Source organism: Ciceribacter sichuanensis, from assembly GCF_024055605.1.
GTDB lineage: Bacteria > Pseudomonadota > Alphaproteobacteria > Rhizobiales > Rhizobiaceae > Allorhizobium > Allorhizobium sichuanense.
In genome coordinates this window covers 371,551-386,949 of the sequence record NZ_JAMXLX010000003.1, presented here as the reverse complement: position 1 = coordinate 386,949, position 15,399 = coordinate 371,551, and the positions used below count along the sequence as shown (strand labels likewise).

Below are 15,399 nucleotides of genomic sequence, written 5' to 3'. Positions count from 1 at the left end.
TAAGAATGGCCAGGGCAGAAAGATCGGAACGGATTTCATGCACAACTATCTCGACTTCGAAAAGCCAATCTCCGACCTCGAGGCAAAGATCCACGAGTTGAAGAAACTTGCCGAGGAAGACCAGAGCATCGACACCTCCGAGGAGATCGGTCGACTGGAGGCTCGCGTCGGCGAGGCCATGGTGGAGATCTATTCCAAGCTCAACGCCTGGCAGAAGACGCAGGTCGCGCGCCATCCGCAGCGTCCGCACTTCGTCGATTACGCCGCTCGGCTGTTCACCGAATTCACGCCGCTTGCCGGCGACCGCAAGTTTGCCGAGGACGCCGCGATCCAGGCAGGCCTCGCCCGCTTCCGTGGCCAACCCGTCGCGGTGATCGGCCAGGAAAAGGGCAACGACACCAAGTCGCGCCTCAAGCACAATTTCGGCAGCCCCCGTCCGGAAGGCTACCGCAAGGCCATCCGCATCATGGAAATGGCCGACCGCTTCGGCCTGCCGGTCGTCAGCCTGATCGATACCGCCGGTGCATACCCGGGCGTCGGCGCCGAAGAGCGCGGCCAGGCGGAAGCCATCGCCCGCTCGACGGAAATGTGCCTTTCGCTGCACGTCCCGATCATCTCGGTCGTCATCGGCGAAGGCGGCTCGGGCGGCGCAATCGCCATTGCCACCGGCAACCGGGTCTACATGCTGGAACACGCGATCTACTCGGTCATTTCGCCGGAGGGTGCCGCCTCCATCCTCTGGCGCGATTCCACGCGCGCCAAGGAAGCGGCGACCAACATGAAGATCACTGCCGAGGACCTCAAGGCGCTCGGCGTCATCGACGGCATCATTCCAGAACCGGTCGGCGGCGGCCATCGCGATCCCCAGCGGGTCATCGACACCGCCGGCGATGTCATCGCGGGCGCTCTTGCCGAGCTTTCGGGCCAGCCGGGAGAAAAGCTGCGCAACGACCGGCGTCAGAAATTCCTCAATATCGGGCGCAATCTCTGAGGCCTGTAGTGCAGATCGGCCACAATGCTGCTGCTTTGCAGCGGTATCGGCGGCCTTATACTGGTCGGACAGGCGCCTTTGGTTTATGATTTGTAAAGATTGAAACCATAAATTGGCAGCATGGCGCTTTCCGACGAAAGCACTTGTATCTTTTTTCGAGATGAGCCGTCCGGAATGCGTTGGAAATCGTCTGTCCTCGTTTTGACCATGGCCGCACTGCTGGCAGGTTGCACAGTCAACGAAACGCTTGAAACCGTCGATCTGTCCCAGGTCAAGGACAAGGTCGATCATCCCCTGTCGCCCAAGATCCTTGCGGACATGCAGGCGAAGGGCATGGAACGCAATTCGCCGATCGCGATCCGGATCTTCAAGGAAGAGGGCGTTCTCGAGATCTGGAAAGCGAAGACGGACAACCGTTTCGAAAAGATCAAGGAATATGCGATCTGCGCATGGTCGGGCAGGCTCGGGCCGAAGATCAAGGAAGGCGACCGGCAGGCGCCGGAAGGCTTCTATCCACTCTCGCCCCAGCATCTCAATCCGAATTCCAAGTATTACCTCGCCATCAACACCGGCTTTCCCAACCGTTACGATTCCGCCAATGGCCGTAACGGCACCAACCTGATGATCCATGGCGCCTGCTCGTCCGCCGGCTGCTATTCGATGACGGACGAACAGATCCTCGAGATCTATGCCTTCGCCCGCGACGCCTTCAAGGGCGGCCAGCAGACCATCCAGCTGCAGGCCTTCCCCTTCCGCATGACTGCGGAAAACATGGCGCGCCATCGCGCCAGCCCGCATTTCGAATTCTGGCAGATGCTGAAAGCCGGCTACGATAATTTCGAGGTGACCAAGCGTCCCCCCGAGGTCGCCGTCTGCGGCAAGAAATACGTCTTCAACCAGCAGGTAGAAGGCGGTAAGGGCATGAACGCCGGTGCAGCCTGCCCCCCCATGTCGACGCCGCCAGCGCTTGAGATGGCGCTCAATTCCTACAACAAGACCTATCAGATGGCCTATGACAAGGCGCTGAAGAAGCTAGGCGACAAGGTCTGGTACGATCCGACCGAAGCCGAGCGCAAGGCGATCGTCGCCGACCAGCGCAAGGGTCACGACCTCGCCTATGCGCCGACCGGCTCCGCACTGAAGGCCGGCAAACTCGTATCTCTCGAGGATGCCGAGAAAATACAGACAGCGCAGTCCGCAGCGCCGACATCGGCGCCGGCTGCGATTGCCCGCATGGCGGCGGCAAAGCCGAACCAGAGCACGCCCGCCCCAGCGGCGCAGCCCCCGCAGCAGACCGCTGCGGCAGTTGGCGCTGCTGCTTCTGGCACTACAACCGCACCACAGGGCACCCCGGCCGCCGTTCCCGTGCCGCAGCCCAATCCGCTGACCGCGACAGCGGACACGGCAACGGACGCCACCGCGCCGGCACAGGAAACCGCTCAGGCTGAAAAGAAGCCGTTCTGGAAGTTCTGGCAAACGCAATGAGCGAACCCGTGGTCTATGACCTCAAGGGGCTGAAATGCCCCCTGCCGGTCCTCAAGACCCGTCGCCGGATGGCCGATTTGGCCGCCGGCACTGAACTCGCCATCGAGACCACCGACCCTCTGGCCGTGATCGACATTCCCCACTTCTGCCACGAAGACGGACACGACCTGCTGGAAAGCATCAAGATCGACACTGGCCACCGCTTCCTGATCCGCAAGGGCGGGGAACGCTGAAGCCCGCCAGCGCTCAGATCTTCAGGCCCGGAATGGCCAGCGGATTGTCCTCCAGCGCGGCCCTGTCCGGCCGGTCGATCGCGGGGCGTCCGGTAAACGCATCGAACAGTTCCCGCACGTAGGTTTCCGGAAGATCCTTGGTGATCAGCACCAGACGCGTGCGCTGGTCGGACGGGTCGGGCCATGCCGGCAGGCGGACCGGCTGGTGGAAAATCGACTGCACCCCGTGCAGCACGACCGGACGGTCCGGTCGGTCGGTCAGCGCCACCACCGCCTTCATGCGTAAGAGCTTCTCTCCATGGGTCGAACGGAGAATGTCGAGAAACATCTCCAGCGCCATCGGATCGATCGGCTTGTCATGGATGATAGAATAGGACCGGATGTCATTTCCGTGCCTGTTCACATCGTGGTGGTGATGGTGATGCGTCGCATGATCATGGTGATGCCCATGGTCATGATGGTGTTCGTGACCGTGGTGCTCATCGTCGTGATGGTCGTGGCCGTGGTTATGCTCCGCCGCGATTTCGTCCCTCAGCCAGCGATCGACATCGGCGATCTTCGTCGCCGGATCGTAGAGTCCGTTGACGAGAACGGCAGCCTCTCCGGCTCCCTCGCTATCGCCATCGGTAATAACGGCGCGAGGATTGAGTTCTCGTAGCCGAACGGCGAGCGCGTCGATTGTCGCCTCATCTGCAAGCGTCTTTTTCGTCAGGATCAGCCGGTCGGCGACGGCCGCCTGCCGCAGGGCTTCGGAGAAACCTTCCAGCGTTTTCAGGCCATTGACCGCATCGACGACGGTTATCACGCCATCGAGATCGAAATGCTGGCTGATCGCCGGATGTCCCATGACCGATTGCATGACCGGTGCCGGATCGGCAAGACCGGTCGTCTCGATCACGACCCTTGAAATCGGCTTCAGTTTTCCGGTCTGCATGCCGTCGATCAGCATGGCAAGCGTCTCGACCAGTTCGCCGCGCACCGTGCAGCAAAGGCATCCATCCGCAAGCTCGATGACCGAATCGTTCGACGCCTCGACCAGCATATGGTCGATCCCGACCTCGCCGAACTCGTTGATGATGACGGCAGCATCCTTCATTGCGGGATCCTTGAGGATCCGGTTGAGGAGCGTCGACTTTCCGGCACCGAGGAAGCCGGTAATGATCGAGACCGGGATACGGCCCTTTACAGATGACATGGTATCTCTCGAAATCAGAAGGTCGGCCGCGGCTTGGGGATCGGCACGTTGGCAATCTCGGCGACGGCAGAACCCGCGGGCGTCTTGGACGGAGCTTCGGTGCCGGGAATGAGACCCGCGTAGACTGTGCGCGGAGGGCGGCCCATTTCATGGATATAAGGCGAACGCAGTTTCATGCGTCCCTCTTCGTCGCGGCCTTCGCTGCGCACCTCGCGCGCTTTCGGATTGCAGACTTCGGCGCTGATGTCGGTCACTTCGCCCGCCGCATCGCCATACGGCTGCAACGTATCGAGGCGAGGACCGGAACCGCCCGACGAGGTCAGCGCCTTCTGCAACAGTTCGGCCGAAACATCGGCGCGTCCGCCGAGGCTGTCGGCACCGAGCACGACGGAAACGACCGTCCGGCCGTTGCGGGTAGCCGAGGACACCTGGTTGAAACCGGAAGCGCAGATATAGCCCGTCTTCATGCCATCCGCGCCATCGAAGCGACCGATCAGCAGATTGTAGTTCGGGTATTCCTTCTTGCCGGTGTTGATGCCCTCAAGCGAGAAATAACCGGCATATTCCGGAAACTGCCGCCGCAACGCGACGGCGAGGATAGCAAGGTCACGCGCCGTCGTGTATTGGCCCTTTCCCGGCAGCCCATTGGGATTGATGAAATGCGAGGAGGTCATGCCGAGGCTTCTCGCATCCGCGTTCATGCGGGCGACAAAGCCGTCGAGCGTCCCGCCGACGCGCTCCCCGATGGCAACTGCGATGTCGTTGGCCGACTTAACCAGCATGATCTTCAGCGCGCTGTCGAGCGTCAATTGGGCTCCCGGCTTGTAATACATCTTGCTCGCCGGCTGATCGGCGGCAACCTTGCTCATGGTCACGATGCTTTCCAGCGAAACCTCGCCGGCGCGGATCGCCTTGAAGGTCGAATAAGCAGTCATCATCTTGGTGAGCGAAGCGGGATACCATTTGCGGAACGCATCCTCATGCTCGATCACCCGCCCGGTGGCGACATCGACCACCATCGTCGGATTGGCATGGGAGAGCGTCGGAAACGCCACGGTCAGGGCACAGAAAAAGGCCGCCAGCCTGCGGCCGCTGAACTGCGTTTTCTGCACGGTGGAATACTTCGTCGACACGATCAGTCCTCTTCGGATGCGGATGAGTCTCGCAAACGGCAATTATTTGCCCTATGACTTCAAGCAATGGCAAAGCCCATTGAATACGTCAATCTTGAGGCGTGCATTCCCGCGCCTCCCCAAGCAATACTCTGAAATCGTCGAGCAGGAAAGCAACATGCCGATATTGAACCGCGCTGCCGAACTCCAGGCGGAGGTCAGCGAATGGCGTCGCCATCTTCATGCCAATCCGGAAATTCTCTACGATGTCGAGAACACTGCAGCTTTCGTCGCGGAAAAACTCAATGAATTCGGTGTCGATGAAATCGTAACCGGTGTCGGCAGAACGGGCGTCGTGGGCGTGATCAAGGGCCGCGGCGAAAGCAGCCGCTCCATCGGCCTGCGCGCCGACATGGATGCCCTGCCGATCGAGGAGATCAGCGGAAAGCCCTGGGCATCGAAGATCGCGGGCAGAATGCATGCCTGCGGCCATGACGGCCACACGGCCATGCTCCTGGGTGCGGCAAAATATCTCGCCGAAACCCGCAATTTCAACGGCCGTATCATCGTCATCTTCCAGCCGGCGGAAGAAGGTGGTGCCGGCGCGCTCGCCATGGTTCAGGATGGACTGATGGAGCGCTTCGGCATCGAGGAAGTCTACGGCATGCACAACATGCCGGGCCAACCGGTCGGCACCTTCTCGATCCGCAAGGGCGGCATCATGGCCGCCCCGGACAAGTTCTTCATCACCGTCAAGGGCCGCGGCGGCCACGCAGCCGAACCGCACAACACGGTGGACCCGATCACCATCGGCGCCCAGATCGTCACCAACCTGCAACTGATCGCCGCGCGCAACGCCAACCCGCTGCGCTCCGTCGTGGTTTCCGTCACCCGCTTCAATGCCGGCACGACGCATAACATCATTCCGGAAGAGGCTTCGCTGACCGGCACCGTCCGTTCCCTCGATGAAACCGTCCGCGACCTCGCCGAGAAGCGTATCCATGAAATTGCCCACGGCCTCGCCGCCGCCAACGGCGCGGAAGCGGAAGTCGTCTACGAACGCGCCTGCCCGGTCACGGTCAACCATCCGGAAGAGACAGAGCATGCCGCGCGCGCAGCCATGGACGTCGCCGGCAAGGACAAGGTCAATACCGAGGTCGATCCCTCGATGGCCGGCGAGGATTTCGCCTTCATGCTGCAGTCGAGGCCCGGCGCCTACATCATGATCGGCCACGGCGACACACCCGGCCTGCACAACCCGGCCTACGACTTCAACGACGAGGTTCTCGCCTACGGCATATCCTATTGGGTCAGGCTCGCCGAGCAGCGGCTGACCGATTGAAGCCGAACTCGCCTCCGGAAAAGGGCTTGGCTTCCCGCTCGGCCTTTTGTATGGATGCGTCAAGTGGTCCCGTAGCTCAGCAGGATAGAGCACCAGATTCCTAATCTGGGGGTCGCGCGTTCGAATCGCGCCGGGATCACCATTTGCTCCCCTTAACGTAAACAGGGCACTGGCCTCGGCGCTCCGGGGGCGGAATATTTACCAGCACTTAAGATTAACCTAGTCAGAATGAGCCTCGCGTCTTGATCTCGAATGAGACATCCGGCGATAATGATCCGGTTATCATTGCCGTGGGGGTCCGCAATGCAGAACGAAATCGGTATCATTGGGTTTGAGATCCGCGCTCTGCAAAAGATGGGGTGGCCATTTTGGCTGCTCACCATTGTCGCCTTCGTGATCCTGCTGGCGATGTTGCGACGGATAAGCTTCAGGACACAGAACATCGAGACCACCTTCCGCAGGACCTTCTGCCTGACGGACGACGAAATGATGGAATCCATCATCGAGTACTACATGGGAAAGCACGATTGCTGTAGGCAGGACGCTATGCGACAGCTTTTGCGTGAAGTGGATCCGGATCTGGTGCGGACCTGAGAGCGCCCTATGACCGCAAGGTCATCCTGGCGGCAAAAGCGAGTGGAATAGCCCGCGACGGGTTATCTCAGCTCAAACTCAATAGCACTTGGTGCCTTCGAAACTGCCGATGCTGGCGGTAAGCTGTCCATCGAGATGCGGTGTGTTGTCCTGAAAGGCCCATACACCGATGCCAATCAGACACGCCCACATGGCGAGTGAGATGTTGGTCGCGAAAATGAGGGATTTCATCCTCGTGGTCATGGTCGGTTGCTCCTGGATCAGTCAGGAACAGAATGGCGCAGATGCTTTTGAGTCCGCTTAAGTCGATTGCTAAAATGCAATCTATCTGCACGATTTCCGTGACGGGCGCCTGAACAAGCACCTTTTCCGGCAACAATCCGGCCAGCCCAGTCCTTCAAGACAAACGCTGTTTTCCACCTCAGCGACACCCGGGCGCGACCGGACGCTCCTCACGTTACGGCAGGCATTGCCGTGGCAGAAAGCTCCCGATTTCTCAGGAACCCCGCCGCATGGGAGGCGTTAACGGAAGGATCTTTCGTCCATCCGTTTGCCATGGAGGGTGACGACATTGGCAACCCGCACAGCAAGGCGCGATGCGCAAATGGAAGTGGTGGACTTGATCCCGGCGCTGCGGGCCTTCGCCAGAACCTTCTGCTCGAAAGCTGAAGACGTCGACGATCTTGTTCAGGAAACGCTTACGAATGCCCTTGCCAACCTCGACAAGTTCGAGCCGGGCACGCGCCTGAAATCGTGGCTCTTCACCATCATGCGCAACAGTTTCTGTACCCGCATCCGGCGCCGCAGCCGCGAGAGCGTCGGCCTGCCGGACGATATAGCCGAACACCTGACAACCGAGGCAAGTCAGGACTGGTGCGCACAGGCGAACGACGTGCGCAGGGCACTTTACCGCCTGCCGGAGCATCACAGGGAGATGCTGATCCTGATCGTCATGTTGGGAGAACGCTACAGGGATGCGGCGGCCATCTGTGGATGCCCGATGGGAACGGTGAAGAGCCGCCTCAACCGCGCGCGTATGCAGTTGCGCAGGGAACTGGGCGAGCAGCCGGAAGAGATGAGCCGACCGTACCTCTGATATGGATCGTCCGCCCGTTGATTAGGTCCACTGGCAGAAAAGCGCCGGCTATGCAACATCATGCATTGCCGGCTATGCAGCAACGAGGCCCGGTTTTCGACCGGGCCTCGCAACGTTCGAAAATTGTCAGGCCGCCTTTTTGCGCGCGGCGACATTGACCGCGCTTTCGGCAAGCTTGGTCAAAGCGTCATCCGTGTCGCTTTCTTCCTCCAGCGTGGCATCGAGCAGCGTAACCGCTTCCCGGTGACCGAGCTGCCGCGCCCAGGCGCGCAATGTGCCGTAACGGCTGATCTCGTAGTGCTCGACGGCCTGAGCAGCCGCCAGCAGGCCGGCATCGAGGGCGGGCGTTCCCTTGAACTCGTCGAGAATTTCTTCGCCTTCCTCGATGATGCCGTCGATTGCAGGGCAGGTCTTGGCGCGAGGCCGCTTGCCGATGATTTCGAAAACCTGCTGCAGGCGCTCGACCTGACCTTCGGTCTCTTCCTTGTGTTTCTCGAAGGCCGCCTTCAACCTCGGATCCTGCGCGCCGCGCGCCATCTTCGGCAAGGCCTTCAGGATCTTTCGCTCGGCGTAGTAGATGTCCTTCAGGGTCTCGTGAAACAGGTCGTCCAGTGTCTTCTGTGTCATATCGGCTATCTCCTCATCGCGTTGAAGTTATAGTTTCAGAACCACCCAAAGACGGCTTTGTTCCGGAAAAACAAGAAACCGTTAATATATCAACCGCGCAGCGCCCGTAGGGCGTTCAGGATCACCGCGACATCGATCAGTTCCTGCAGGAGCGCGCCCTGAACGGGGGGAAGATAACCGAAAGCAGCGACGACCATCGCGGCCAGCGACAGCGCTAGACCGACGAGAACGCTTTGCCGGGCGATCTTTCGCGTCCTGCGGGCAATCGCCAATGCCTGCGGGAGACGATCCAGCATGTCGACAAGCAGTACCACGTCAGCGGTTTCGGAGGATGCCGCAGCGCCTCGGGCGCCCATGGCCACGCCCACATCCGCCGCAGCCAGCGCCGGCGCATCGTTGACGCCGTCCCCGATCATCATCACCGGCCCGTTCCTTCGCTCGGCCAGCACGATCTCGACCTTCTCGTCCGGCAGCAGGCCGCCGCGGATCTCATCGACGCCCAGCAGCTTTCCGGCGGCGTCCACGACATCGGTACGGTCGCCGGAGGCAAGCACGAAGCGCCGAACGCCTTGCGCACGGAAAGCCTTGATAGCGGCGCCTGCATCCGCACGAAGACGGTCCGATAGAAGAATAATGCCTGCCACCTTGCCATCGACACCCAGCGCGACAACGGCGGTTCCGGGCGGCAGATCGCGCCCCAGCATGTAGGGATCGCCGACCGCGCATCTGCTATGCACGAAATCGCTTCCGCCGACCACGACCACGTGGCCATCGAGTCGGCCTTCCAGGCCGGAACCAGGTGCCTCGATGATGTCAGTAGGGGTGGAGAGCACCATGCCGCGTGCCCGGGCCTCGCGCACCAGCGCTTCGGCGCTGACATGGTTGGAAGCCTGATCGAGCGACGCCGCGAGCCTCAGGACCTCATCATCAGACACGACGCCGGTCGTGCGGATTGAAACCACCCCCGCCTGTCCACTGGTCAGGGTCCCAGTCTTGTCGAGAACGGCAGTCCGTATCCTTGCAAGCGATTCGAGCGCGCCACCGCTCTTGACCAGCACACCACGGGAAGCCGCCCGCGACAGGCCCGAAATGATGGCAACCGGCACGGCGAGAATGAGCGGACAGGGCGTCGCGACGACCAGAACCGCAAGCGCCCTGGTACCGTCGTCGCTTGCCCACCACGCACCACCCGCAATCGCAAGCGTCAACAACAGGAACCAGACGGCATAGCGATCGGCAAGCCGCATCATCGGTGCTCGGCTTTGCTGGGCGCCCTCCACCAACCGCACGATACCGGCATAGGTGCTCTCGTCGGAGCGCCGCAACACCTCGATATCGAAGGCGCTGCCGACCGCCGTACCACCGCTTGCCACTTCTTCCCGCCGTGAGAGCCGGACTGGAAGCGCCTCACCCGTCAGCGCCGACATGTCGACATCCGCCCGCTCGGACAGAAGCAACCCATCGACGGGCACGACCTCGCCGCGCCGCACCAGGATACGTTCGCCGGGACAGAGGTTCTCGATCGGAACCTCCTCAAGCCGCCCATCGACATAACGCATCGAAGTATGCGCCACGCGGCCGAGAAGTGCCGTCATTTCGCGCCGCGCGCGCCCTTCAGCGAAATTTTCAAGCTGCTGTCCACCGGCATACATCAACGCCACGATGGCGCCGGCCAGAGGCTCGCCGAAGGCAAGCGCCGCAGACATCGAAAGCCCGGCGATCACGTCGACGCCGAAATGCCCTTTGGTCAGCGATCGCAGGATTTCCACGGCAAGTGCTGCAAGAACAATTCCCGTTCCCGCATACCAGGCAAGCGATGCAAGATCGGGACGATCGAAGAAAAGGAAAAGCCCGCCGCCGCCAAGCGCAACAAGCGCCAGAATGGCGAGAACCGCCGCACTATAGTCGCGCACGACTGTCGAAATGGATCTCATCGTTCCCCGCTCCGGCCTCCACAAGCGCCAGTCCAACTGCTTCAGCATTGTAAGCAATACTTGCCGCCTGCCCCTTTCCCTTGTAGACGGATCGGCAAATGAAGCAATCTCCGGACAAATACAGATGACGACGGATAGCGGAAGGCCGCGGCGCCTCACAATCCTCGGTTCAACCGGTTCCATCGGCGTCAACACACTTGATGTCGTCCGCCAGCTCGGTGGCAGGGATGCCTTCGAAGTGATGGCACTGACTGGCAACGGCAACATCGAGCTTCTGGCACAGCAGGCGCGCGAGACGGGCGCGAAGCTCGCGGTTACCGCCGACGAAAGCCAGTACATGACGCTGAAGGATGCGCTTTCCGGCAGCGGCGTCGATGTGGCGGCAGGCGTCTCCGGGCTCGATGAAGCGGCATGCCTGGAAGCCGAATGGGTCATGGCGGCGATCGTCGGCACGGCAGGGCTCGCCCCGACGCTTAAGGCCGCAAGCCGTGGCGCCGACATCGCGCTCGCCAACAAGGAATGCCTGGTTTCGGCAGGAGAACTCTTCGTCGAGGCCGTCCGGGCCGGTGGCGGCCGGCTGATACCGGTCGATAGCGAGCACAGCGCGATCTTCCAGTGTCTCGACAACGACCAGCGTCACGCGCTGGAGCGAATCGTGCTGACCGCCTCGGGTGGGCCTTTCCGCACCCATAGCCGTGAGCAGATGGCAAACGTCACCGTGGAGACGGCCAGAACCCATCCGAACTGGTCGATGGGCCTGAAAATCTCGGTCGGCAGCGCCTCGATGTTCAACAAGGCGCTGGAAATGGTCGAGGCCAAGCATCTCTTCGGCCTTCGTCCCGATCAGGTCGAGGTGATCGTCCACCCGCAGTCGATCGTCCATTCGATGGTCGGCTACAGCGACGGCTCCGTCATCGCCCAACTCGGTGCACCTGATATGCGCACCGCCATTGGCTATGCGCTGACCTATCCGAAGCGCCCGAAGCTGGATGTGGAGCGGCTCGATTTCGCAAAGCTGGCGCGGCTCGATTTCGAAGCGCCTGATGAAAAGCGCTTTCCGGCGCTGCGGCTTGCGCGTACGGCGCTGGAGCGCGGCGGCGTGCAGGCGGCTGTCATGAATGCGGCGGAAGAAACCGCCTTCAACGCCTTCGTAGCAGGCAGGATCGGCTTCCTCGGCATGGCGGAAATCGTCGAGGACGTCATGGACCGGCTCATCTCATTGCCGCCGGCAATGACCATCGCGGAAGTATTTGCCGCGGACACGGAGGCGAGACGCACCGCCGCCCGGGTTATCGCCATCCGGGAACAGGCGGCCTGAATCTTACGCCTTCGGCCCGCTCTCAGCGGTGCCCGTAGACGGCACGACGCAGCATCTCGGGATAGAACCCCATGCAGCCTTCAAGCGCCGTGTTCGTCATGCTGACGACGGTCAGGCCTTCGGTCGGATCGATGAACCAGCTATTGCCGTAGACTCCGCCCCATTGGACCACGCCGACCGGCAGTACCGTTCCTGCCTCACGCGAATCCGTAATCACCGCTCCGAAGAAACCAAACCGCGAACCGGGCTCCCCCTCGATATCCCCGATCTGGTTGGAGAGACCAGCCCTGACTGTCTCGGACTTCAGGATCGGGTCGCCGCCGGTGCGAAGCGTTTCCAGCAGCTTGAGCAGGTCATCCGCTGTGCCCGCCATCCCGGCGCCGCCGGACTGGAATGCCTTTGGATTGAAGATCCGCGAAGGAGAGAAGACGGCTCGCCAGCCGGCATCTTCCCCGGCAACCCAGGGATCCGGCATACGGACAGGTCGCGCCGCACCATCTCCATAGGCCACGGTCAAGCGCTCGGGATCGGTGACATGAAAGCGCGCGTCCTCCATCCGGAGAGGACCTGCAACGTAGTGAACTACGGCCGCCTCCAGAGTGTCGCCATGCACAGCAGCCACGACGCCGCCGAGAATATCGGTGGCGAAGGAATAGGCCCAGCGCTCGCCCGGCGCAAAGGCGAGCGGGATATCGTTGTGACGCGCGAAGTTCTCCTCAAGCCCGAGATCCGTGTCGGCAATTCCAAGCGTGATCGCCCTGTTATCGGGAAGAAGCTCCAGCCTCTGGTCATAGACGAGGCCGGAGGTGTGGGTGAGCAGGTGGCGAATGGCAATCGGCGCCTCGATCCCCTCGGCGGTCTTCGGCCGGAACCATGGAAGATATTGCGAAACCCGGTCATCGAGCCCGAACAGACCCGCGTCGATCATCGCCAGCGCCGTCGCTGCCACGATCGGCTTGGTGATGGAGGAATAACGGAAGATGCTGTCGATCTGCATGGGGATACCGGCTTCCCGGTCAGAGAACCCGGCAGCACGCCGCAGCAGAGGCTCGCCGTTCCGGTAGACCAGCACCACGGCGCCGGTAATGCGCTCCTGCTCGACGGCCTGATCGATCATCCGATTGACGCGGTCCGCAACAGTCATCTTTGAAAACCCTCGAAACGAAAAATGCGGACCATGTTTCCATGATCCGCATCGAAATGACAGCGTTTGTGCCGGCGATCAAGCCACAGCGCGGGCAAGCGCGCAACGAGACCACAACTGGTGCAAAGCGCCGACCAGATGATCGATATCGGCATCCGAGTGCAGCGGCGTCGGCGTGATACGCAGGCGCTCGGTCTTCTTCGGCACGGTCGGATAGTTGATCGGCTGGACGTAGATATTGAAGTTGTCGAGCAGGATGTCCGAGATCCACTTGCACTTGGAAGCGTCGCCTACCATCACCGGAACGATGTGGCTCGGGTTCGGCATGTGCGGAATGCCACGTGCATCAAGCATGGAACGCAGACGGCGGACACGCTCCTGATGGGCGAAGCGCTCGATCTGGCTCGTCTTCAGATGACGGATCGAAGCAACAGCGCCGGCAGCCAGCGCCGGCGGCAGGGCCGTCGTGAAAATAAAGCCGGATGCGAAGGAACGGATGAAGTCGCAGAGCGCGGTGGAAGCCGTGATATAGCCGCCCATGACGCCGAAGGCCTTGCCGAGCGTGCCCTCGATGATCGTCAGGCGATCCATCAGGCCCTCGCGTTCGGCAACGCCGCCGCCGCGCGGACCGTACATGCCGACGGCATGCACTTCATCGAGATAGGTCATCGCGCCATACTTGTCGGCGAGATCGCAGATTTCCTTGATCGGCGCGATATCGCCGTCCATCGAGTAGACCGATTCGAATGCGATGAGCTTCGGCGCCCTCGGATCGGCTGCCGCCAGCTTGGCTTCGAGGTCCTTGAGATCGTTGTGCTTCCAGATCACACGCTCGCACTTGGCATAGCGGATTCCTTCGATCATCGAGGCATGGTTGAGCGCGTCGGAGAAGATGATGAGGCCGGGGATCTTCTGGCCGAGCGTGCCGAGCGTCGCCCAGTTGGAAATATAACCGGAGGTGAAGATCAGCGCTGATTCCTTGCCGTGCAGGTCGGCGAGTTCGCGCTCGAGAAGAACATGGTAGTGGTTCGTGCCAGAGATATTCCGGGTGCCTCCAGCACCCGCGCCACAGTGATCGATGGCCGACTTCATCGCCTCGATCACCGATGCGTTCTGGCCCATGCCCAGATAGTCGTTGGAGCACCAGACAGTTACGTCGTGCTGGCCATCCTTGGTATAGCGCGTGGCGCGGGGGAAATTACCCTGCTGCCGTTCAAGATCCGCGAAAACCCGGTAGCGACCTTCTTCGTGAAGGCCTTCCAGCTCGCTCTTGAAAAACGCTTCGAAATCCATCGTCAAAACTCCAGCCTGCTGCTTCTCTTTTGGGATCCTGCGCGCCAGCGGTCAACCCCGGCATTGTAAATTCATTCTAAACTGCGACAAAAGGCGCGGTTTCGAGAATCTTTCCAGAGAAGTGCTAATCGATCGTCTCTATTTCAAACTTGATCTGTATCAAGCTGGATAAAAAAGGGCAGCCGGAGCCGCCCTTTCCCGATATCGCGTTTTCTGGCTGCTCATGATGCGGCAACGGCCCGCTTCGTCATCACTTTTACAAGATTGGCACGATAGTCCGCCGCCGCATGAAGATCAGCCATCAGATTGGACGAATCGACGGTGATATCGGCAACGGCCGCAGGCGACCAGTCTCGCGAAAGAGCCTCTTCGAGCCCTCGATGACGGAAGACACCATCCGAACCGGCACCGGTCACCGCCACCCGTACGCCGGATGTCCCCCTGGACACGAAGACACCGGTCATGGCGAAGCGTGACGCCGGATTGGCGAACTTGGCATAGCCCGCCCTGTCAGGCGCGATGAACCGGACCGCCCGGATGATCTCGCCTTCCTCAAGCGCTGTCTCGAAAAGACCGACGAAGAAATCGTCGGCGCCGATCTCGCGACGATCGGTCACGATGGTTGCGCCCAGCCCGAGCATGGCCGCTGGATAGTCCGCCGCCGGATCGTCATTGGCAATCGATCCGCCGATCGTCCCGAGATGGCGCACATGGGGATCGCCGATCAGCGAAGCGAGATAGCAGACAGCCGGACAGACCGAGCGGATGAGGCCCGATTCCGCCACTTCGGCATGGGTGACACCGGCTCCGATGGTCACCGTCCGGCCATCGACCGCAATCCCCTTGAGTGCTGCGATGTGCCGGAGGTCAATCAGGTCAGACGGCTGGGCGAGACGCTGTTTCAGCGTTGCGATCAGGGTTTGACCACCGGCGATATACTTGCCGTCATCGGCCCCCGAAAGAAGCCGGCCGGCCTCCTCCAGCGAGGAGGCGCGATGATAGCTGGTTGGATAAAGCTGCATGAAACATCCTCCC

Annotated in this window: 15 protein-coding genes and 1 tRNA gene; 8 read left to right on the top strand and 8 right to left on the bottom strand. The window is 61.2% G+C overall.

The genetic code is table 11. From position 1 onward, the window contains the following. The first annotated feature begins 37 nt into the window (after nucleotides 1-37). From NBH21_RS12430 to NBH21_RS12420, 3 genes are all read left to right on the top strand, one after another. Nucleotides 38-991 (top strand): acetyl-CoA carboxylase carboxyltransferase subunit alpha, encoded by a 954-nt coding sequence (locus NBH21_RS12430; RefSeq protein WP_250913401.1) that lies wholly within the window; start codon nucleotides 38-40, stop codon nucleotides 989-991. 174 nt (nucleotides 992-1,165) lie between these two features. Continuing rightward, complete coding sequence (locus NBH21_RS12425) at nucleotides 1,166-2,476, top strand: L,D-transpeptidase family protein (RefSeq protein WP_250913402.1); 1,311 nt, start codon at nucleotides 1,166-1,168, stop codon at nucleotides 2,474-2,476. Next, nucleotides 2,473-2,709, top strand: coding sequence for a sulfurtransferase TusA family protein (locus NBH21_RS12420; protein ID WP_250913403.1), 237 nt, complete (start codon nucleotides 2,473-2,475; stop codon nucleotides 2,707-2,709). The genes NBH21_RS12425 and NBH21_RS12420 overlap by 4 nt, the downstream gene beginning before the upstream one ends. 13 nt (nucleotides 2,710-2,722) lie before the next feature. On the opposite strand, the gene NBH21_RS12415 is transcribed toward NBH21_RS12420, so the two are convergent. Further along, the gene (locus NBH21_RS12415; RefSeq protein WP_250913404.1) at nucleotides 2,723-3,904 is read right to left on the bottom strand and encodes a CobW family GTP-binding protein; all 1,182 of its coding nucleotides are present in this window, start codon (nucleotides 3,902-3,904) and stop codon (nucleotides 2,723-2,725) included. Nucleotides 3,905-3,918: 14 nt separating this feature from the next. Continuing rightward, complete coding sequence (locus NBH21_RS12410) at nucleotides 3,919-5,037, bottom strand: D-alanyl-D-alanine carboxypeptidase family protein (protein WP_425340408.1); 1,119 nt, start codon at nucleotides 5,035-5,037, stop codon at nucleotides 3,919-3,921. 157 nt (nucleotides 5,038-5,194) lie between these two features. Between NBH21_RS12410 and NBH21_RS12405 the strand changes: the two genes are divergently transcribed. From NBH21_RS12405 to NBH21_RS12395, 3 genes are all read left to right on the top strand, one after another. Beyond that, nucleotides 5,195-6,358 (top strand): M20 aminoacylase family protein, encoded by a 1,164-nt coding sequence (locus NBH21_RS12405; protein WP_250913405.1) that lies wholly within the window; start codon nucleotides 5,195-5,197, stop codon nucleotides 6,356-6,358. A 65-nt stretch (nucleotides 6,359-6,423) separates the two neighbouring features. Continuing rightward, nucleotides 6,424-6,500 (top strand) — tRNA-Arg (locus NBH21_RS12400). 161 nt (nucleotides 6,501-6,661) lie between these two features. Beyond that, nucleotides 6,662-6,952, top strand: a complete 291-nt coding sequence (locus NBH21_RS12395; protein ID WP_250913406.1) for a hypothetical protein — start codon at nucleotides 6,662-6,664, stop codon at nucleotides 6,950-6,952. A 78-nt stretch (nucleotides 6,953-7,030) separates the two neighbouring features. On the opposite strand, the gene NBH21_RS12390 is transcribed toward NBH21_RS12395, so the two are convergent. Beyond that, nucleotides 7,031-7,195 carry a hypothetical protein gene (locus tag NBH21_RS12390; protein ID WP_186363419.1) on the bottom strand — a complete coding sequence of 55 codons (165 nt, stop codon included), beginning with the start codon at nucleotides 7,193-7,195 and terminating at the stop codon, nucleotides 7,031-7,033. A 319-nt stretch (nucleotides 7,196-7,514) separates the two neighbouring features. On the opposite strand from NBH21_RS12390, the gene NBH21_RS12385 reads away from it, so the two are divergent. Beyond that, nucleotides 7,515-8,048 carry a sigma-70 family RNA polymerase sigma factor gene (locus NBH21_RS12385; RefSeq protein WP_425340407.1) on the top strand — a complete coding sequence of 178 codons (534 nt, stop codon included), beginning with the start codon at nucleotides 7,515-7,517 and terminating at the stop codon, nucleotides 8,046-8,048. A 126-nt stretch (nucleotides 8,049-8,174) separates the two neighbouring features. On the opposite strand, the gene NBH21_RS12380 is transcribed toward NBH21_RS12385, so the two are convergent. Together NBH21_RS12380 and NBH21_RS12375 are read right to left on the bottom strand one after the other, a co-directional pair. Further along, nucleotides 8,175-8,675 carry a YciE/YciF ferroxidase family protein gene (locus NBH21_RS12380; RefSeq protein WP_250913408.1) on the bottom strand — a complete coding sequence of 167 codons (501 nt, stop codon included), beginning with the start codon at nucleotides 8,673-8,675 and terminating at the stop codon, nucleotides 8,175-8,177. Nucleotides 8,676-8,764: 89 nt separating this feature from the next. After that, nucleotides 8,765-10,609 (bottom strand): heavy metal translocating P-type ATPase, encoded by a 1,845-nt coding sequence (locus NBH21_RS12375; RefSeq protein WP_250913409.1) that lies wholly within the window; start codon nucleotides 10,607-10,609, stop codon nucleotides 8,765-8,767. Between the two features lie 124 nt (nucleotides 10,610-10,733). On the opposite strand from NBH21_RS12375, the gene dxr reads away from it, so the two are divergent. Next, nucleotides 10,734-11,927, top strand: a complete 1,194-nt coding sequence (gene dxr / locus NBH21_RS12370; RefSeq protein ID WP_250913410.1) for a 1-deoxy-D-xylulose-5-phosphate reductoisomerase — start codon at nucleotides 10,734-10,736, stop codon at nucleotides 11,925-11,927. 22 nt (nucleotides 11,928-11,949) lie between these two features. Here dxr and NBH21_RS12365 read toward each other — a convergent pair whose 3' ends face one another. The 3 genes from NBH21_RS12365 to NBH21_RS12355 all read right to left on the bottom strand — a co-directional run bounded on the left by NBH21_RS12365 (nucleotide 11,950) and on the right by NBH21_RS12355 (nucleotide 15,386). Further along, nucleotides 11,950-13,071, bottom strand: a complete 1,122-nt coding sequence (locus NBH21_RS12365) for a serine hydrolase domain-containing protein (protein WP_250913411.1) — start codon at nucleotides 13,069-13,071, stop codon at nucleotides 11,950-11,952. A 78-nt stretch (nucleotides 13,072-13,149) separates the two neighbouring features. Continuing rightward, nucleotides 13,150-14,364, bottom strand: a complete 1,215-nt coding sequence (gene hemA, locus NBH21_RS12360) for a 5-aminolevulinate synthase (protein WP_250913412.1) — start codon at nucleotides 14,362-14,364, stop codon at nucleotides 13,150-13,152. Nucleotides 14,365-14,585: 221 nt separating this feature from the next. After that, nucleotides 14,586-15,386 carry an FAD binding domain-containing protein gene (locus tag NBH21_RS12355; protein WP_250913413.1) on the bottom strand — a complete coding sequence of 267 codons (801 nt, stop codon included), beginning with the start codon at nucleotides 15,384-15,386 and terminating at the stop codon, nucleotides 14,586-14,588. Nucleotides 15,387-15,399: the final 13 nt, after the last annotated feature.